17 protein-coding genes are annotated in these 20404 nt (G+C 47.7%); 11 read left to right on the forward strand and 6 right to left on the reverse strand.

Annotation, left to right across the window (positions count from 1 at the left end; genetic code table 11):
- The first annotated feature begins 62 nt into the window (after nucleotides 1-62).
- The 9 genes from WBG78_RS21305 to WBG78_RS21345 all read left to right on the forward strand — a co-directional run bounded on the left by WBG78_RS21305 (nucleotide 63) and on the right by WBG78_RS21345 (nucleotide 11947).
- Nucleotides 63-359, forward strand: a complete 297-nt coding sequence (locus WBG78_RS21305) for a hypothetical protein (protein WP_337328514.1) — start codon at nucleotides 63-65, stop codon at nucleotides 357-359.
- A 25-nt stretch (nucleotides 360-384) separates the two neighbouring features.
- Entirely contained in the window at nucleotides 385-672 is a 288-nt protein-coding gene (locus WBG78_RS21310) for a cell division protein ZapA (protein WP_337328515.1), read from the forward strand.
- A gap of 70 nt (nucleotides 673-742) precedes the next feature.
- Nucleotides 743-2311, forward strand: a complete 1569-nt coding sequence (gene rny, locus WBG78_RS21315) for a ribonuclease Y (protein ID WP_337328516.1) — start codon at nucleotides 743-745, stop codon at nucleotides 2309-2311.
- 181 nt (nucleotides 2312-2492) lie between these two features.
- Nucleotides 2493-3221, forward strand: coding sequence for a hypothetical protein (locus WBG78_RS21320; RefSeq protein ID WP_337328517.1), 729 nt, complete (start codon nucleotides 2493-2495; stop codon nucleotides 3219-3221).
- A 4-nt stretch (nucleotides 3222-3225) separates the two neighbouring features.
- The gene (locus WBG78_RS21325) at nucleotides 3226-5997 is read left to right on the forward strand and encodes a TonB-dependent receptor (protein WP_337328518.1); all 2772 of its coding nucleotides are present in this window, start codon (nucleotides 3226-3228) and stop codon (nucleotides 5995-5997) included.
- A 1-nt stretch (nucleotide 5998) separates the two neighbouring features.
- Nucleotides 5999-7165, forward strand: a complete 1167-nt coding sequence (locus WBG78_RS21330) for a DUF4249 domain-containing protein (RefSeq protein WP_337328519.1) — start codon at nucleotides 5999-6001, stop codon at nucleotides 7163-7165.
- 10 nt (nucleotides 7166-7175) lie between these two features.
- Nucleotides 7176-9596 carry a hypothetical protein gene (locus WBG78_RS21335; protein ID WP_337328520.1) on the forward strand — a complete coding sequence of 807 codons (2421 nt, stop codon included), beginning with the start codon at nucleotides 7176-7178 and terminating at the stop codon, nucleotides 9594-9596.
- A gap of 38 nt (nucleotides 9597-9634) precedes the next feature.
- Complete coding sequence (locus tag WBG78_RS21340) at nucleotides 9635-10780, forward strand: DUF4249 domain-containing protein (RefSeq protein WP_337328521.1); 1146 nt, start codon at nucleotides 9635-9637, stop codon at nucleotides 10778-10780.
- Nucleotides 10781-10798: 18 nt separating this feature from the next.
- The gene (locus WBG78_RS21345; RefSeq protein ID WP_337328522.1) at nucleotides 10799-11947 is read left to right on the forward strand and encodes a DUF4249 domain-containing protein; all 1149 of its coding nucleotides are present in this window, start codon (nucleotides 10799-10801) and stop codon (nucleotides 11945-11947) included.
- Between the two features lie 28 nt (nucleotides 11948-11975).
- Here WBG78_RS21345 and WBG78_RS21350 read toward each other — a convergent pair whose 3' ends face one another.
- From WBG78_RS21350 to WBG78_RS21375, 6 genes are all read right to left on the reverse strand, one after another.
- Complete coding sequence (locus WBG78_RS21350; RefSeq protein WP_337328523.1) at nucleotides 11976-12968, reverse strand: glycosyltransferase; 993 nt, start codon at nucleotides 12966-12968, stop codon at nucleotides 11976-11978.
- A gap of 26 nt (nucleotides 12969-12994) precedes the next feature.
- Complete coding sequence (locus tag WBG78_RS21355; RefSeq protein WP_337328524.1) at nucleotides 12995-13996, reverse strand: glycosyltransferase family 2 protein; 1002 nt, start codon at nucleotides 13994-13996, stop codon at nucleotides 12995-12997.
- A gap of 4 nt (nucleotides 13997-14000) precedes the next feature.
- Nucleotides 14001-14519: a DUF4199 domain-containing protein gene (locus tag WBG78_RS21360; RefSeq protein ID WP_337328525.1), complete on the reverse strand. Its 519-nt coding sequence runs from the start codon at nucleotides 14517-14519 to the stop codon at nucleotides 14001-14003.
- 17 nt (nucleotides 14520-14536) lie between these two features.
- Nucleotides 14537-15064 (reverse strand): DUF4199 domain-containing protein, encoded by a 528-nt coding sequence (locus WBG78_RS21365; protein WP_337328526.1) that lies wholly within the window; start codon nucleotides 15062-15064, stop codon nucleotides 14537-14539.
- Between the two features lie 32 nt (nucleotides 15065-15096).
- Entirely contained in the window at nucleotides 15097-16356 is a 1260-nt protein-coding gene (locus tag WBG78_RS21370; RefSeq protein WP_337328527.1) for a dihydroorotase, read from the reverse strand.
- Nucleotides 16357-16431: 75 nt separating this feature from the next.
- A complete protein-coding gene (locus WBG78_RS21375) occupies nucleotides 16432-18423 on the reverse strand; it encodes a vWA domain-containing protein (RefSeq protein WP_337328528.1) in 1992 nt (663 codons plus the stop codon).
- A gap of 199 nt (nucleotides 18424-18622) precedes the next feature.
- Between WBG78_RS21375 and WBG78_RS21380 the strand changes: the two genes are divergently transcribed.
- Together WBG78_RS21380 and WBG78_RS21385 are read left to right on the forward strand one after the other, a co-directional pair.
- On the forward strand, nucleotides 18623-19330 hold the full coding sequence (locus WBG78_RS21380; RefSeq protein ID WP_337328529.1) for a sulfotransferase family protein: 708 nt from the start codon (nucleotides 18623-18625) through the stop codon (nucleotides 19328-19330).
- A 164-nt stretch (nucleotides 19331-19494) separates the two neighbouring features.
- A complete protein-coding gene (locus WBG78_RS21385) occupies nucleotides 19495-20403 on the forward strand; it encodes an aminotransferase class IV (RefSeq protein ID WP_337328530.1) in 909 nt (302 codons plus the stop codon).
- The last annotated feature ends 1 nt before the right edge of the window (nucleotide 20404 follow it).

A 20404-nucleotide genomic window follows, 5' to 3' on the forward strand; every position in this document is an offset into this window, starting at 1 on the left:
TCGATTGGGGACAATAATTGGAAAACGTGGCCAGGGCTAACACCCGCGCATAAAACTTTCACATGGATCAGGAACTGCTAAAAACCAATCTTCATGGGTTGGAGCGCAAGATTTTGGTGCTTATTAATGAGCACAAGAACACGAAGGAAGAACTCAAGGCTCTTAAGCGCGAGAATCAGTCATTAAAGGAGGCTATCCGGACGCGAGATGAACAGATATCAGGTTTTCATAATCAATTGAAAATCACTAAAATTGTAGATAGTTTAGGCCCGGAAGACGGAAGTGTTTCGGAGTTGAAGAAGAAGGTGGACGAATACATTCGCGAAATAGACAAATGCATCGCCCACTTAAGTAGATAATAGCAACCTGTACGTTAAATATTTCATGGAGGACCTCTCTATAAAGATCAAGATCGCGGACCGCGAATACCCGATGAAGGTAAAGAAGGCGGACGAAGAGCGGGTGAGAATAGCCGGGAAACTCATAAATGAAAAGATCAAGACTTACAGAGAGCAATTTGGGATAGACGACAAGCAGGATCTGCTCGCTATGGTGGCTTTTGATTGCCTCATTGACAAGATGACTGCTGAAGACACCTATCAGTCAATTGATCAAACGGTATTTGAGAAGATCAGCCAGATGAATCATCTGGTTTCCCAATCCATACTCTAACCCTTCCTTCACTCGCGAGTCCTTCCCTAGCCAAGGCGGCACCGCCCGGGCAGTTCATAATATATTTTTTATGTCAACAGAAGTCATAGTAATTGTGGCCAGTTTGATTGCCACAATCGTGCTGAGCCTGTTGTTCGGTTCTTTCCTTTATAAACGGAGACTCAAGAAAAACGAGGAAGACGCCCAGGCAAAAGCGAAGCTTATCATCAAGGAGGCTGAAATAGCAGCTGAAAACCTTAAGAAAGACCGCATCCTTGAAGCCAAGGAGAAGTTCCTCAAAATGAAATCCGAGTTTGAAGAGGAAACCAACAAGAAGAAGAGCCTGATCATCAGCAACGAACAGAAGATCAAGCAGCGCGAACAAACCCTCAGTAAAGAAATTGAAAGTCTTAAGCGTAAGGAAGGCGAACTGGACGACATTCGCACCGACCTTTCAGCCCAGCTTGAGCATACCCGGAAACGCAAGGAAGAACTCGACAAGTTTAACCAGCAGAAGATTCAGGTGTTGGAGAACATATCGAAGCTTACCGCTGATGAGGCACGCGAACAACTGGTTGCCTCATTGAAAGACGAAGCTCAAACCAGGGCATCCAGCTATGTGAAAGACATTATGGAGCAGGCAAAACTGACTGCTACCAAAGAGGCCAAGAAGATCGTAGTTGAAACCATTCAGCGCACGGCCACCGAACATGCAATTGAAAACTGCGTTTCAATATTTAACATCGAAAGCGACGATATCAAAGGTAAGGTAATTGGCCGCGAGGGGCGTAATATCCGGGCACTCGAGGCTGCGACTGGTGTAGAGATCATTGTTGACGATACTCCTGAGGCCATCATCATTTCCGGTTTCGACCCTGTGCGTCGCGAAATTGCGCGACTCTCACTTCATCGTCTTGTTCAGGACGGTCGTATACACCCTGCCCGCATCGAAGAAATCGTGGCTAAGACCACCAAGAACATCGAAGACGAAATCGTTGAAATCGGCGAGCGCACAGTGATTGACCTTGGCATCCATGGTCTGCACCCAGAGCTTGTGAAGATGGTTGGGCGCATGCGTTTCCGTTCTTCATATGGCCAGAACTTGCTTCAGCACTCCCGTGAGGTAGCTAACCTCTGTGCGATTATGGCCTCAGAACTTGGCCTCAATGTTAAGCAGGCCAAACGTGCAGGTCTTCTCCACGACATCGGCAAAGTGTGGCCGGAAGAACTTGAGAAGCCTCACGCGATCGTGGGTATGGAACTGGCTCAGAAGTATAAAGAGCATCCGGTTATATGCAATGCTATCGGTGCCCATCACGATGAGATAGAAATGACCAGTATCATTTCACCGATTGTTCAATCATGTGATGCGATCAGTGGTGCGCGCCCCGGTGCACGTCGCGAGGTAATGGAGCAGTATATCAAACGCCTCAAAGAGTTGGAACAACTTGGGCTTAGCTTCGATGGAGTAGACAAGTGTTATGCGATACAGGCAGGCCGGGAGTTGCGTGTGATTGTTGATGCTGAAAAGGCATCAGATGAACGCGCTGGCCAGTTAAGTTTCGATATTTCCCAAAAGATAGAACGCGATATGCAATACCCTGGCCAGGTTAAGGTCACGGTTATCCGTGAAATGCGCAGCGTGGCATACGCAAAATAATACGTAGTCAATACTCACTTCTTAATAGAGAGGCCGCTCCAACGAGTGGCCTCTTTGCTTTTCACGTCGAAAGCGTCGATGGAACAAGCCGGCTTGTCTATAATTTCAATATTATTCTGTGGGCGGTATCGCCTCGTTTCTATTTTTTTGTAGTTTCATTCGTTTGAACCACCTCGAACGCATGATAAGAAGTTTTACAACGGCTCTCCTGCTGCTTTTTATGTTTCAGGGCTCTGCGTATTGCCAGCAGGCAGGTGCTGATACACTATTTCTAAGCGCTTCGCGTCAGTATCAGAAGTCACTCTATGATGGTTCTATCGGTGGACAGTCCCGCCTCTTTAACGGTACAGAACACCGCGACTATCTGTCACAAGATGAAGAAAATCCATACTTCGGCATCGACGACTGGCAGTGGGGTTTTATCTATTATGATGATGAGCGCTATGACAGTGTCGCACTGTTCTATGATTTGAGCCGTGACCAGGTAATCACGGAACACATGCTTACCGGAGCGAAAATCGAACTTATTGCGAAGAAGATCTCGGCGTTTACCATGAACGGTCATTATTTCGAACGCCTCCACCGCGACTCGCTTGGTGTTATTTCTGAGGGATTTTATGAGAGGCTTTATAACGGAGACACCAAAGTATATGTAAGACGCACCAAGACTCTCAACTCAAGAGCGTCGGGAAATGAACTACTTTATACGTTTGAAGAACGAAACCGGATCTATCTGTTGAAAGATGGGATTTATCATCCGGTGAAGTCGAAGAAATCGGTATTAAGCGTACTTGAAGACAAGAAGCCTGAGCTCAGGGATATGCTGAAAAGCGAGAAAATAAAACTCAAGAAGGACCGGGAGCATGGAATTGTGAGAATGGCACAGACCTACGATTCAACCCCCAAATAGCGGTATGAAGAGACTTTACAGTTGGACAGTCATTTGCATACTTATCACGATTGCTGCTCTTCCTGCCAGCGCGCAGACTTTGCGTTTGATTTCAGGCACGTATGACAGTGTCCGATTCGAACAAATCGTGCTTGATATTGAAAAGCAAACTCCCTATCACTTTTATTACGATCACCGCGCTACCGACAGCCTGCGCGTAAGTATGTCATTTCAAAATAGTGAAGTAGCAGCTGTATTAGGGGAAATCTTTTCGGGTACGGACCTTCACTTCGCTGTTGATGGCCATAACAACATCTTCGTCACACAGGGACGTGAAATCATGGCAGCGCTTCCTGATGACTTTTTCAACCAGGGAGGTCCTCAGAACCGTATTCAGACCGGGCCAGCCTTCGACTACACAGAATACGAGAAACGCGAAAAGCAAAAGAAGCTGGCTGAGTCGCGTTTGTATTCCATTGGCCCCAAAAGCACAAACATGGTGGGCAACGGTACCATTGCAGGTAGTGTTCGCGATGCGGCCAGTGGCGAGCCCGTTATTGGCGCTGCCGTTTACGTAGAGAATCCAATGGTTGGAATTTCGACTGATCAGTTTGGATACTATTCACTGACGCTTCCCAAAGGCAGACATGAGCTGAAAATCAAGAGTATTGGAATGAAGTCGACTGTTCGGCACATCATGGTTTACGGCGATGGCAAACTTGAAATCGAGTTAGAGCAGGATGTTACGCCTCTCAAAGAGGTTGTTATTGAATCTGAAAAGGATGTTCGTGTAACCGGTGTTGCCATGGGCCTTGAAAAACTCGACATCAAAACGATGAAGAACATGCCGCTTGCACTTGGTGAAACTGATATCATGAAAGTAGTGCTCACATTACCTGGTGTGCAAACTGTTGGCGAAGGAACCGTTGGGCTTAACGTTCGTGGTGGCGCTACGAATCAAAATCTCATTTTATTCAATGATGCCGTTGTTTACAATCCTTCTCACTTGTTTGGATTCTTTTCGACGTTTAATCCTGATGTACTCAAGAACGTCGAGCTTTACAAGAGTGGAATCACGGCAGACTACGGTGGGCGACTCTCTTCAGTGCTTGATGTAAGCTCCCGTGAAGGTAATCTTAAGAAGATCTCCGGTTCAGGTGGTATCAGCCCTATTACCGGGCGGCTTACCCTGGAAGGTCCCATCATAAAAGACAAAACATCATTCCTGATAGGTGCACGCACAACCTATTCCGACTGGATCCTGACAAAGCTTGACGATCCAAGGCTTAACGACAGCAAGGCTTCCTTCTATGATGTGAATTTAAATATCTCTCATAAGTTTGGCGAGAAGGACAATCTGTATCTGTCAGGATACATGAGCCGCGATAAATTCAAACTTGATCAGGATACTTCGTATAGCTACAGCGACAGGAATGCTTCCGTGAAGTGGAAACACATTTTTAATAATCGATTGTTTGCTGTTCTCACGGGTGGATTTAGCAGGTATCAGTATGCTGTTCAAAGCGACGCGAATCCTGTGAACGCGTTCAATATGAATTTTGAAGTGAGGCAGCTCAATGGCAAGCTTGACTTCAATTATTTTCTTAATTCGAAGCACACCATTTCTGCCGGTCTGAGCTCTGTAAGATATCAGTTGAAGCCAGGCAATCTGCAGCCTGAGGGACCTGAGTCACTTGTGATGTCAGATGTACTGGAACATGAGCAGGGCCAGGAAAGTGCAGTTTACATCGGCGACAACTTTGAAGCGTCTCCAAAGCTTTCCCTGTATGCGGGTATTCGTTATTCGTACTATCAGTATCTCGGACCAAAGACGGTTTATACGTATCCTGCAGGAGCTGCACTGGATGCATCTGTGATCCAGGATACTTTGCACTATGACAAAGGAAAAAACATTGCGAGTTATCATGGTGCAGAACCACGCTTCTCGGCCCGATACAGCCTCACCGATAAGATGTCTGTGAAGTTCAGCTACAATCGTATGAGACAGTATATTCAGATGTTGTCCAACACCACGGCCATCACACCCACAGATATATGGAAGCTGTCTGACACTTACGTCAAGCCACAAATCGGCGACCAGTATTCTCTGGGCTTCTATGCGACGCTCCGGAAAAGTACAATAGACGTATCTGTTGAGGCTTATTACAAGACGATGGAGAACAGCCTCGACTTTAAGAATGGAGCATCGTTGTTGTTGAATCACCACATCGAAACCGATGTGGTGAACGCTCAGGGCAAGGCCTATGGCGCCGAGTTCATGATCAAAAAAGCAGCTGGTAAGTTAAACGGCTGGATCAGCTACACCTGGTCGCGCACGTTTCTGCAGGCAAAAAGTGATAATGAGTCAGAGACTGTTAATGAGGGCGCCTGGTATCCCAGCAGCTATGACAAACCACACGCCGTTAACTTTGTAGGTAATTACAAATTCAGCCGCCGATTCAATTTCTCGCTTAATACGACTTACAGTACAGGTCGTCCAATAACCCTGCCGTTGGCGAAGTATGAGCTGGGCGGCAGCACGCGACTTTACTATAGCGACAGGAACCAGTATCGTATACCTGACTATTTCAGAATTGACGTTTCAATCAACGTCGAAGGCAATCACAAAATAAAAAAGCTTGCGCACAGTTCATGGACTTTTGCTGTGTACAATCTTACTGGCCGGCGAAACGCTTACTCGGTGTTTTTCAGATCTGAAAATGGCCAGGTTAATGGCTATAAGCTGTCGGTATTTGGACAGCCTATTCCGACAATTACTTACAACTTCAAATTCTGATATGCGCGGCGAGTGGTCAAAGTTGTTATTATTTGTGTCTCTTGTATGCGGGGGCTGTTTGGATCCTTATTCTCCACCTGTCTCTGAAACCGACGTAGACATCCTTGTAGTAGACGGATTTTTCGATACCAATGGCGGCATAGCTACCGTTGTGCTGAGCAAGGCAATACCTCTTTCCTCGACAGAAGAAGCGGATGCCGAAACCGATGCAACGGTAACCCTACTCGATGACGCCGGTTCAAATTATCAGCTGCACGAAGACAGTGCCGGTCACTACAGCGTAACCGGGGTGCCTGTTCACACCGACGCACAGTACAGGATTCACATCCGGACACAAGCCGGTAATGAATATCAATCCAGCCTGATGGGGGTCTACCCTACTCCTCCGATCGATAGCGTTGGATGGATTACCGATGACGACGAACTGACCATACGGGTGAATACGCACGATTTTTCAAACAAGACGAAGTATTTTCGATGGACTTACGAAGAGACATGGGCCTACCATGCCGCTGTGCTGTCACAATACAAAGTTGTTGGCCGGAATTGGGTAGACCGTCAACCCGATGAGATGATCTTTTACTGCTGGAATTCGCAGCCCTCCACCAACATCATAATTGGTTCAACCGTGCGGTTGAGTGAGAACATCATTAGCCAGGCACCCCTTGCCTACATTAAAAAGGGTTCTCAGAAACTTGGCATGAAGTATAGCATCCTGGTATCTCAACGCGGACTCAGCGAAGAGGAGTATACTTATCTCGAACAGCTAAAAAAGACCACAGAAAGTGTTGGTGGCTTATTTGATCCGCAGCCCTCACAGGTACCTGGCAACATTCAGCGGCTCGATCCATCCACTCCGCTTGCTGTCGGATTTTTTGGTGTGGGTAACACAGTAAAGCAACGCATTTTCATTAGTATCTCTGACCTACCCGACGAATGGCAGTTTTCAGTTCCTCAGGGGGGATGTTATCCACCAGACACTGTGTGTGCCGCACCGGGTTCATTAAAGATTTGTACGATGACATTCGCCGATCTAAATGAAGGAGTGATGCTTGGAAGCGCGATTTATAAAGGCATATCACTCGTGGGTATTACTTTAACGTCACCTTCGTGCGCCGATTGCCGCACGCAGGGCGGAGTATTGACCAAACCTGATTTCTGGCCATAGACACTACACTATGAAATGGTCTTTTGATTTAAATGATTCCGTTGTCGCCAATTGCAGGGCCTGCTTCTTTCTGATTAGCCTCTTAGCATTAAGCACGCTTACATCCAAGGCACAGCAACAAGCATTGGATTCATTGATTGGGAAGTTCAAGTCCTATCGCGAAGTTGCCACAACAGAAAAAGTCTACGCGAGGTTCGATCAGGATGTTTGTCTCACAGGCGAAACGCTTTGGTTCACGGTGTACGCGGTTAATGCTTCTTCGCACGAGCCGTCAAAGATGAGCAAGGTGGCGTATGTTGAGGTGCTGGACAATGTCAATCATGCTACGCTCCAAACTAAGATCGCCCTGAACAATGGCATCGGCAGCGGTTCGCTGTTTATGCCAGCATCGCTTGTTTCAGGAAACTATGTGATACGTGTCTATACGGCCTGGATGAAGAATTTTGATCCGTCGTATTACTTCCATAAGGAGATTAGTGTGATTAACTCGTTCAGACGCCTGGACCAGGAGAAACGAACGGCAGCTAAAAAAACTGAGGTTGAGTTTTTCCCGGAGGGTGGCACGTTGATCAACGGTGTCCGTACACGCATTGCTTACCGCATAGTAAATCCTGGTGACTCGATAAGTCAACTTTCCCTGAAGATTATAAACGGTGATACAACCGTAGTCAAACCCGATCAATTCGGGATGGGAACATTTGAGCTAACAGCGAGCTCCGGCCAGCAACCCACAGCTTTTCTTTCAGGAAGCGACGGCCAGAAACAATTTGCGCTTCCTGCCTCTGCTGCTGCCGGATACAGTCTTGCCGTAAAAGACAGCACGCAGGATCTGATAGCTCTTAAGATTAGAAAAGTTAATGTTCAGGACGATGGACAAAATGTATTCATTGTAATTCATTCAAGAAACATTGTTTCGCTTGCGCGGGTACAACGGATTCGTGATGGCAAGGCGCTGGTAGTAGTTCCACGAAGCACTTTCGCTGAAGGAATATCACAAATAACCATGTTCGACGGATCGATGCAGCCAGTATGCGAGCGACTCTACTTCGCGCCCGTCAAACGTCAATTGGCTATAGCAGGCAAATTTACGCAGCAGCAGTATGGTGTTCGCCGGAAAGTGAGGATGGATATCGATGTGAAAGCCAGCAATGGTCCGGTGGCTGCCGCCAGCCTTTCCGTTGCCGTGTACCGCCGCGATTCACTGCGTCACAATACAAGTCGTATACTAAATTCTATATGGCTTGAGTCCGACCTGCAGAATGTTCCGGCGTTGCCTTCAGATTTTCTTTTGAATATTACACCGGAAAAATATGCTACACTGGAGAACATTATGCTGACCCATGGATGGCGCCATTTCTCCTGGTCGGATGTTTCAAAGGGTAAAACACCGACTATAACTTTTATTCCTGAATTGCGCGGGCATATCATCAGAGGAAAAGTTATTGATCCTGCAGGAAATCCAGAGCGGAACAAGCTTACCTATTTATCGGCGCCAGGAACAAACATTCAGGTGTACGGATCAATCAGTGATTCGAAGGGCAATGTTCAGTTTGAGATGAAAGACTTTAGCGGCTTCCGGCGGATCGCTGTTCAAACCAATCTATCGAAGGACAGTACAAGCCGTGTAACCATCACAAGCCCTTTCAGCGATCAGTTTGCCAGGTATAGTTTTACGCCCTTTTCGATCAGCCCGAAGCTTGCTGAAACGTTGGCAGCGCGAAGCTTCAGCATGCAGGTTCAGGACATATATTACCAGGACAAGGGGGTAAAAACCAGGAGCGTTGCTATTGACACCACGGCGTTCTATGGAAAAGCAGATGCCACTTATTACCTCGATGATTATACGCGGTTTCCTGTGATGGAAGAAATCATGCGTGAATATGTTCCCGGAGTACTCGTCAGAAAACGCCGTGATGGATTTCACTTCATCAACCTTGACGTTGTAAACAAAGGAACATTCTCCGAAGATCCATTCATCATGCTTGATGGATTGCCACTCTTTGATGCTGATAAGATTATGGCATACGATCCTCTTAAAGTTAAAAAGCTTGAGGTGGTAACGCGCCGATATTACATGGGTGTACTCTCGTTGCCTGGAATCGTGAGCTACACTACATATGCAGGAGATCTTTCAGGATTCACTATTGATCCTCATTGCCTTGTTATAGACTACGAAGGATTGCAGATGCAACGGGAATACTATGCGCCGAAATACGAAAATGCGAAGCAACGTGAGTCGCGACTGCCCGATCAAAGGGACAGACTATTCTGGGCGCCTTCAATTGTAACAGACAATCAGGGAAAGCAGTTTTTGGAATTCTACACATCGGATTTAACCGGCGACTACGAAGTGCTGATTGAAGGGATGAGCACCAAAGGAGCGGTTGGAAGTGCTGTGAACCGGTTCCAGGTCGTAAGCCTGAATGAATAGTGCTAAATAGTTAGTAAATTAGTTGTAAAGAGAATGTTATGCGCAATCGCATCGTCGTTCTGGCGTGTCTTGCTATTCTCGCCAGTTGTCTTGATCCTTATATACCGCCAATCAAACCGGGCGACGTCAACATCCTGGTAATCGACGGTTCATTGGACGCCACGGATGGAACAGCCTCTGTGGTGCTCAGCAGAGCCGTAACATTGGATCAGCCGGATGAATTTCCCTCCGTTCGCGGCGCGTTCGTCGCCATTGAAGATGGCAATGGTAATACTTATCCATTGGTCGAAGGCGACTCAGGTACCTATAAGATCGCCGCGGTACCAATTGATGACAAGGCGCACTATCGTCTTCATGTCATTACCAGCGCACGCGATGAATATTATTCCGAGTTTGTCGATCCCCTCCCAACGCCGGAAATCGACAGCATAACGTACATCGTCGATGAGAGCAAGCTTACCGTTAGGGTAAACACGCACGATGATTCAAATCAGGCCAAATACTTCCGCTGGACCTTTGATGAAACCTGGAACTACCATGCGGGTTTGTTATCTCAATATATCGTAATAGGCAAAGGTCAGCTGAGATTCCGAACACCGGACGAGATGATATATTACTGCTGGAATACAAAACCATCGTACGATATTGTTGCAACTTCGACAACACGATTATCAAAATCGGTTGTCAGCCAGTTCCCTGTGCAGTATATCACCGCTGGCTCGCTAAAGCTGCAAATGCGATATAGTATTTTGCTCAAGCAAAGGACGATCAGCGAAGATGAATACGAGTACCTCGAACAGTTACGAAAAACAACTGAAAGCATCGGAGGCCTGTTTGATCCGCAGCCCACTGCGGTAACCGGTAACATTAACCGCGTGATGCCCGCATCGCCCGTTGCCCTGGGGTATTTTTCCGTCGGCAGAACTACGAGTAAGCGTTTTTATATCAATGCTTCGGATTTACCTAAAGTCTACCGCGAGATCTATCCGCCGCTTGGCTGCATACCACCTGACACCGTTTGTGGCATGGCAGGCAATGGCTGCGCCATGACGATAGCTGATTTGCGTCCGGGAGACATTTTGGGAACGGCCGCTGTGAAGGGCTATGTTCTCACCAGCACACGATGTGCGGACTGTAGGGTTGAAGGTGGTGTCACGACAAAACCTGATTTTTGGGAAGATTGACGGCTGGAATTACACCCTATGACCATTCGCATCCTTTTGATCTCGGCGATTGTTCTCATGATTGGGTGCCTCGATCCGTATTACCCGGAGATTGAATCAGGTGAAGTCGACATTCTGGTCGTGGATGGAGGTTTAGACACCAGCACGGGTGATGCAAGCGTTACACTTAGCCAGGGCGTTGCGCTCTCAGAACCCGATAGCTTTGCCAGAGTAACGCATGCATTGGTTTCTATTGAAGATGCTCAAGGGACTGTTTATCCGCTTTCGGACAAAGGCGATGGCAGCTATACGACTTCCGGTATTCCAGTGTTTGACGATGCCGGCTACCGCCTGCACGTGGTCACACCTGGTGACTTTGAATATTACTCTGATGTTGTCTCACCGCGGTCAACACCACCAATCGATAGTATTACCTGGGTAACCGACGATAATCAACTTACAATCCGGGTTAATGCACATGATGCGACGGGCCAAACCAGATATTATCGCTGGAGCTACGATGAAACCTGGAACTACCACTCGTCAACACTTTCTCTTTACAAAGTTGTTGGCAAGTCAATTGTCGCGCGGACTCCTGAGGAAATTTACTTCTATTGCTGGCGTACTCAATCGTCTTCCTCGATCATCATTAACTCAACGTCAAGGCTACGGGAAGACATCGTCAGCCAGTTCCCTCTACACTATATCACTGCCGGTTCACAGAAATTCCAGATAAAATACAGCATACTCGTCAGGCAACAGGCGATCAGTGAGGACGAGTATCATTATCTGGAGCAGCTGAAAAAGACGACCGAAAGCATAGGTGGCCTGTTCGACCCACAACCAGGACAAGTGACAGGCAATATTAATCGTGTGAAGGCAAATGCTCCAATTGCCGTCGGATATTTCAGCGCAACCAATACGGTTTCAAAAAGAATCTTTATCAACAACGAGACACTACCCCTTGCATTCAGGGAAATATGGCCGCGACTGGGATGCAATCCTCCTGATACGGTGTGCGTCGTTCCGAACGCCTTCCGGTGTGTCATTAACTCGACCGAGCTTACGGAAGGGTACATCATCGGAATTTCACTAAAAGACGATGCTGGTTTTACGCTCACCAATGTCCAATGTTCTGATTGTAGGAGTGAAGGAGGTGTTTTAACGAAACCAGATTATTGGCCTTAAATGACATCTGTTACAGACGAGCAGACAACTACATCCGTCTTTTATTCTTTGCAGTACGGTCTGTTGATGAAAACTTTTCTTTTAAAAAGCCGGAGCCATATCCAATCATCTGAACAAGTGCAGATGGAACAGAAAGCAAAGCAACTTCCACATTACGGGTTTGCAGATATGAATGAATCAGGATGGCCGACAGGTAGAGTGTGAACCCGAGCGCTCCAATCGTAAACAGCGTCGTACTGATTAAGCCGAGAGGTAAGAGTGCAACAAGGGCGATAAGAAACAATGCCGGGAACCAGTGAGTGATCTTCACTTCATTAGGATGAGCCCGTCCAACCTGTACGCGCCCGCGTCCGAAGTTGCTCACCTGCCGGTAGAACTGCGCGAAGGTAGCCCTGCGTTTGTGATAGACAAATGCTTCAGTAATGAGTCCAACCTTCAGGCCGAGTTGACGCATTCTGATACTTAATTCGATGTCCTCAGCAAAGTGTGAAAAACGGAATCCTCCGGTCTGTTCAAACACCCGCCGCGACATACCCATGTTAAAGCTCCTTGGCTGGAAGGCGCCGATGTGGACGGCCTTGCCGCGTATCCCACCAGTTGTAAGGAACGATGACATTGTGTAGGCCATTGCCTGCTGCGTTGCTGTGAACCGTTCGTGAGCGCGGTCGGGGCCTCCCCAAGCATCCCAATTATTAATACGCAACGATGACTCCACTGCCTGGAAATATTCCGGAGGCAGCAGGCAGTCTGAGTCAAAAACTACAAGGTAATTGCCACGGGCATGTTCGAAGCCGAAGTTCCTGCTTGGGCCGGGACCAGAGTTGGGCTTAAAGAAGTATCGGATCTGCAGACTGTCGCGATACCTGTCTATTAACGTGTCGCATCGGATGGTGGAACCATCTTCAACAATGACGACTTCGAAATCACGATATGTTTGATTGAGCAGACTTGAAAGCAACTCGTCAATTTCTTCCGGCCGGTTATAGACGGGAACGATGATCGAGTAACGGGGCTGGCTCATGCAGGTGTCCTACCGGTGCGAATCATTCATGCATCAACATTCACTCCGACGGGCTTGTCGTCTATACCGATTTTCTCGATCACCAGGTATTCGCGCTTTGCGAACGACTGCATGGCGATCATTTCGGCAAGGAAGCCCGTCACAAAAAGCTGAACACCAATGACGACCGCCACAAGTGCCAGGTAAAAGATCGGCTGATTGGTAATGTCCCTTTTGTATGGTATTCGCGTAAAGTACAGGGCATCGAGCTTGTCCCAAAATAACTTCACCGTGAGGATGAAGCCGACAAAGAATGACACTGTGCCAAAGCTTCCAAAAAAGTGCATTGGCTTTTGGCGGAAGCGGCTTACGAAGGTGACGGAGATCAGGTCGAGAAAACCGTTTACGAACCGTTCAAGACCAAACTTTGTGTAGCCGTACTTCCGTTCGCGGTGCTGCACGACCTTTTCGGTGATGCGACCAAAACCTGCCCACTTGGCGATTACAGGAATGTAGCGGTGCATTTCACCGTACACGGTGATGTTCTTGACCACCGCAGACTGATACGCTTTCAGGCCGCAGTTGAAGTCGTGCAGCTTGATACCTGACAGTGCGCGCGTAACGTAATTAAAGAAGCGCGACGGTATCGTCTTGGAAATCGGATCGTGCCGCTTCTTTTTCCATCCGGAGACAAGGTGATATTTCTCCTGGACGATCATCCGGTACAACTCGGGAATCTCATCCGGGCTATCCTGCATGTCTGCGTCCATGGTGATCACCACTTTGCCATGCGCGATTCTAAATCCCGTTTGAAGCGCGGCAGATTTGCCGAAGTTTCTGTTAAAGCGTATGCCCTTTACGTTGGGATTGGCTTCGTTTAAATTTCCGATCTGTTGCCAGGTGCTATCCGTGCTGCCATCGTCGATGAAAATGACCTCGTAGGAAAAGTTATTTTCCTGCATCACGCGCACAATCCATTGCGTCAGCTCCGGGATGGATTCTTCCTCATCTTTGGCGGGTATTACAACGGATATGTCTGGTCTGATCATGAATTTAGCGTTGTTCCGGCGGTCTCTTTTGCGTAAAGATAGTAACGATCAGCACGGTTGCCATACAAAAGAATGACGCCACCACGGACCCAATAACCCAAAAAAGCTTCCTGGTAAAGCCGAGCGCCATCTCAATCTGATCATCGCCCATGCCTTTCTGCTGCATTTGAGAGTACTGGTCTTCATAGAATTCAGTCATGAGATTAGGATCAATGAAGGTAGCATAGACATAATTAAACAACATGCCCACGCCGACACCAATCAGCATATACCAAAAGCCAATTCCAATGCCCTCGCCATAGGTCATGAAACCGTGATTTCCCTCCTTGTATTCCTTATGAGCAAGAACAACCAGGATGATTGTCGTGGTCAACGAAACTGTCCAGCCCCATTTAAAGATGTAGGGATTCTGGCCTGCAAAATTCAGTACAAGGAAGAACACGATTCCGATCACTGCCGAAATCAATCCATACTTAATACCTACTGATCTTTTGTCTGCTGAAGGGTTTTCGATCTCGTCCATATAGAGGGAATTGTTTGTTACGAAGTTTTGGGCTGACGGCGCACGATCACCGACAGCACTATGTTCACAAAAAAGCCCAGCACCAGACCATGAATGAAGTAGGTGAAGGCCAATGTCGAAATATTAGTAGCCGGAAGTGACGCTAAATTACGGTCATAGGTATCTTTTCCCAACTTCTCAATATCGGCGGCACTGAAGCCCTTCAGATAGGTAGTCACCTGTTCGACATACTCGGTAACGAAATCGTGTTCTATGGATCCAAAGGCCCATATCAGGAGCGATGCCAGAACGGTTAGTATGAATATTACAACAAAGCCGCCAAGCATCGCCTGGGCGAAATACAAAACGCCATCCTGGTCATAGTCGCGAAATTCCTTCAAAGCAAAGAATACAAAAATCCCGAAAAGCAGTATCCGGAAGTCCAGGTATGGCGACACCACAAGGGGATGGCGGCCGAGGTAGAACATCACGACGACGAGCACGAAAGCAATTCCTCCGCCTATGAGGCCGTAGCGAAGTGCAATGCGCATCAATTTGTTTAACATGGCTCCTGATTTCTTCTGGGGTTTCCCTTGCGCTATTCCTCGATGCGGTTTCTTCCGTTGTTAAATACGGCAATAACCTTTCCCCTGACTTCGGTATTGAGCCATGGCGAGTTCCTCGATTTTGAGTGATTTGACTTTTCGTCAAACGCCCACGTCCGGGCCGGGTCAAACAGGGTCAGATTTGCTTTTGTATCTTCTTCGATGACCGGCACTTCGAGTCCCAATAGCTTCCGGGGATTGCTGGTCACTTTCGGGAGCAAAACATCCCAGTCGACGTTATTGCTGAGTCCCACGAGGTTGGCCCCAAACGTCTGGAGATTGATGATGCCAAAATCCGCGTGATCAAATTCAAGACTTTTGCTTTCATCTTCGTGCGGCGTGTGTCCCGAACAGATCACATCGATAGTGCCATCACGAAGACCTTTGATCAACGCATCATTGTCGGCCTTCTCCCGCAACGGAGGGTTTACCTTGTAATTCGTATCAAAACCAGAGAGGATACTGTCGTCGAGTAAAGGTTGGTAGGCCGCCACATCACAGGTTACCTGCAATTTCTTTTTTGCCTGCCTGATGAGATCGACTGATTTGGCAGAAGATAATTTTGAAACGTGCAGCCGGCCGCCTGCATAAGTAAGAAGTTCCAGGTTTCTGAGTAATGCAATATCCTCAGCAATCCGGGGCATTCCTTTAAGGCCCAACATTGTGCTGTTTATTCCTTCATGCATCTGGCCGAAAAGATTCAGCCAGGTATCTTCCGGATGATCGATCAGAAGGCCGTTGAATTTCTGAAGGTATTGAAGCGACTTCAGTAAGATATCGGTATGCCAAACCGGCTTTAGACCATCTGTGAATCCCACGGCCCCGGCGGCATGCAGGTCGAGCATTTCCGTAAGCTCTTCGCCCTTATTGTTTCTTGTTACAGCGGCCAGGGGATAAATCTGCACGAGATGGGTGTCGTTGTTACGCATGAGGTAACTCACCTCATTCTTGGTCTGGACGCACGGCGAAGTATTTGGCAAAACTGCCAGGCCAGTAAAACCTCCTGCTGCCGCTGCACGAGACACCGAGTCAAGGTCTTCCTTTTGTTCGAGTCCCGGATCGCCCACGAATGTGCTCAGATCGAACCAGCCCGTTGTAAGTTTCATGCCATCTGCCTTAATGGTACGATCTGCACTAAAGGCTTTGTCGCCGATCTCGGAAATACGGCCATTGTTGACAAGAACGTTCTTGATTTTTTTGTGGAACGAGGACGCCGAATCGATGATTTCGGCACCTTGGATAAGTATTTTCATTTAACCAGGGTTCAGTAAACCTCACAAGCGACCAGCAGTTGAGGCTGGACCTTGCCTGCTCACTCGATAAGTTGCTCACTTCATGAAACGAATGAGCAGTACTTCAGCCACAATGAAGAAGATGGCGATCAACAGCGCATACTTCCACAAAGGCTTGCCCAAATATCGCTCCTTTATTTCGTTACTGAAAGCCTCTTGCTTTCCGACCTTAAAAATTGTGACATTATCACCGCCCCCGAGCATTTGCTTGAACTCTTCGGCAGTAAACTGGTCCATCAGAGACTCTGACTTATCGAGGTTGAAGGCAATGAGGTTAACGGTGTCGCGTTTCATAACGACTTTATAAAATCCTTTGCTAACAGAGAATTTTGGAATATCGAAAATCACCTCTTCGTTTACCTTTCTCTGGGCGGGAACCACCTCTTCGGCTCCAATCCAGCGCAAAGGATCTTCTCCCCTAAGGCTATCCACATGAATGCTGATATTACTTTCACGAAGTGTATAATAAGGCTTGAACTCCTTCTTTCGTCCGCTCGCGGCTATCCGGTACATCACAGGTACGAACAGCGCGTGGTTAAAGAAATCGGTTTGTGCTGATACCAGGGCGCAGCTCATAACATATAACTGCCCGATCTGATTAAATCTTGAAATGAATGGCTGCTCATTACGAAAATGAAGGATCGCCGTTCTGTCGCTACCCCAGTCCAGAATCTTTGAGGCGTGGGGCATGGCAATGGCGACCGACTTTTCTTCAAATACATTTTCAAAGAAAGGGTTGGAGAAATCAGGACGAGCCAGTTCCGTTTGCTCTTTGGCCTGCATTGACCGTAGCGCGGGTAGCTGTAGGGTGGTTTTCAAATTTCCGGCGTCCGGACTGGGTCCAGGAATTAACATTACACTGCCGAAGTTACCAAGATAGCGGCGCAACGCACCGGCTAGAGCAGGGTCTAGGCTGTTGAGCCCATTGACCACAACCAGGTCGGCCTGATCAAGCAAACTATAATTAAAATTACTAACGGCATGACTCTGAAGTGCAAATATCCGGTCATTACCAAATACCCTTTGAACAGGTGTGGCGGCATTGTCGGCCTTGATTTCAACGACATTGATCCGGTTGGTAAAATTTAAGGCCAGGAAGAACTCGTTATCAAATGTTACGGGGAAATCATTGAAGAGTACACGCGCCTCATTAAGGCCTGCGAGCGTGGTTGCGATATCGAAAGTAACTTCCGCTTTTCCGCCTTGCGAGATACTAGTGCTGGCGGTACCCTCCTGTATATTATTCAGCATCAACCGAAGGTTGAGTTGATCGATGTCGCGGGTTCCGTCGTTTCTAACCACAACGTGCAACACGTTCCTGCCTCCACCTGCGGCGAATGGGTTTTCGAGATAGGCGGAATCAACAAACACATTTCCATGCTCACTGAATTGAATCGGGACCAGATGAATTTTCATCGAGCTGTCTCCGTGGACGGTGCCGGCAGTAGACTTTTGCAGATCGGCGATCCAGAAGACATCAGTACTTTTTACCCAACGGTCCTGACGTATACGATCCCTGATCTCCTGATATGTTCTGCTCACGGGCGACAGACGAATCTCCGTAAGCATGTCCAGGACTTCAGGCTTTGTTTTGAATGTGTTTGAGAATGGAGCAAAATCGTTGGTCAGCAGTTTATAACGGGTATCGGGAGGAAATACATCGACAATGTTTCGGGCAAAGTTTGTGGCCGCATCAAGGCCCCTGGTCTTCTCGTCGACCTGTGCGGACATGCTTTGAGAGTTATCGAGATAGAGAACTATGTTTCGGTTACTTCCGAGTTGTTCCCTCGCGGGGATTATGGGTTGACAAAAAGCAAAGATCAGGAACAGGAGGAACAGTAGACGCGAAGCTAAAATCAGGTAGTGCTTCAAACGCCGCTTTGCCGTGGTTGCCTCTTTGACGTCGCGCAGGAATCGGGTATTGGAAAAATAGACGCGCGTCGTCTTACGAAAATTAAACAGGTGAATGACTATCGGTATTGTCAGCGCGGCAAGGGCCCAGAGGAACGATGGATACAGAAACGTCATACGGACAAAACTAACGAAAATGATCTATGACACTAACGAAAAAGGTGTATCTGGTCGAGGTAATTTCCTTTGTCGCGCAATACCATGCCTGGCGCCGGGCCGGGAAAAACGCGCGCTGGATTTTTTTATTGCTTCCGATCGGGATATCTTCGGGTGGTTCGCCCATAGTGCAGGAAAAAACAAATTCAAACTTTAAGCAATGATCATCAATTCGATATCAGGCCCCCGGAATATTTCGACGGCCCTGATGTATTCTTTTGCGCAAAGACCCGACACGATGGTCGTCGACGAACCATTCTACGCTTACTATCTTCATGAAACGGGCATTGTGCATCCCGGAAGGGACGAGGTGCTGAGTAGCCAGCCGCAGTCGCAGTATGCGGTGCGAATGCAGCTGGAGACTATGTCGCACAACATATTGTTCCTGAAAAATATGGCCCATCATATGGCGGTGATGGACCAATCATTTGTTGACAACGTGACTAATCTCTTCCTGATCCGCAATCCCCGACAGATCATTGCCAGCTACGCAAATGTTATTGAGAAGCCTACGTTGAAGGATATAGGGATTGTGTATCAACATGAATTATTCACAAAACTGCTGGCGCAGGGTAGGCACCCCGTGGTACTGGACACCGGACTGCTTCTTGAGAACCCCGAGTCAGTTTTAACGCAGGCATGTGACCGTTTAGGTATCCCTTTTTTCCCGGAGATGATGACGTGGCCGTCGGGTCCGAAAACTTACGACGGAGTATGGGCGCCTCACTGGTATTCCAACGTTCACCGCTCGACGGGCTTCGAGAGGCAAGCTACGAGTGACAGGTCCCTACCCCCAGGCCTACACGACCTGAACGAACAGGCGCAATTTTACTACGAAGCATTAGCACCTTTTGCCGTGCGTCCTTGATTCATTCCCAAAATAGTACTTACTTTATATACGTCCACTCCAGGAGCCAACTAAGAATACCCAATCCCACAAGGCTTCCGTTCGGGTGCTACCATATGAGTTGTGCAGTTATGCTATTGATTAATTAACGTACCCTAGCGATAGGGTTGATACCTGTCTTCGAGATGTTACAACGATATAATACCAAGAACGATAATATCCTGATTCACGTCGGCGGAAAGCTTTTGCCGCGTAGTGAAGCAAAGGTATCGGTCTTTGATAGTTCAGTGCAGGGCGGTGATGCCGTATGGGAAGGGCTGCGCGTTTACAAGGGCCGTCGCATCATTTGTCTCGACAGACACCTTGATCGTCTACAGGCTTCGGCACACACTTTGGCATTTGCGGATATTCCAGAGAAGCAGAAAATAAAACAAGCCATCCATGAGACGCTTGAGGCCAATGGCATGGATGATGAAACTCACATTCGTCTGACACTTACGAGAGGAGAAAAGATAACATCGGGAATGGATCCTCGCCTTAATACGAAAGGCTCATGTTTGATCGTACTTGCCGAGTGGAAGCCAGTGGTGTATGACAACAGTAGGGGTATCCGCGTTGTCACTTCATCGCAACGGAGAAACAATCCGCAGTTCTTGGATTCTAAGATCCATCATAATAACTTGTTAAACAATATACTCGCAAAGATACAAGCGAACGTTGCGGGTGTTGACGCGGCCGTTATGTTAGACTGGCAAGGATTCGTTGCCGAGCTTCACGATACCAACATCTTTATGATTAAGGACGGCACAGTATTTACTCCTTATCCGGATGCCTGCCTTCACGGAATAACGCGAAGGCTCGTGCTCGAGATCTGCGAGGAGCTAAAGCTGCCGGTGCACGAGCGAAATCTTTCTTTAACCGAATTTTATACTGCTGACGAGGTATTCGCAACGGGGACGATGGGCGAACTTACGCCTGTGACGGAAATGGATGGAAGGGCAATAACGAATAAGTCGGGGAAGAACACTTTGAAACAGATACAGGATCACTTTATAAAGTTTATTCCGAAACTGTCTGAACCCTTATTAATGTAAA

The organism is Chryseolinea sp. T2 (genome assembly GCF_037203685.1).
GTDB lineage: Bacteria > Bacteroidota > Bacteroidia > Cytophagales > Cyclobacteriaceae > Chryseolinea.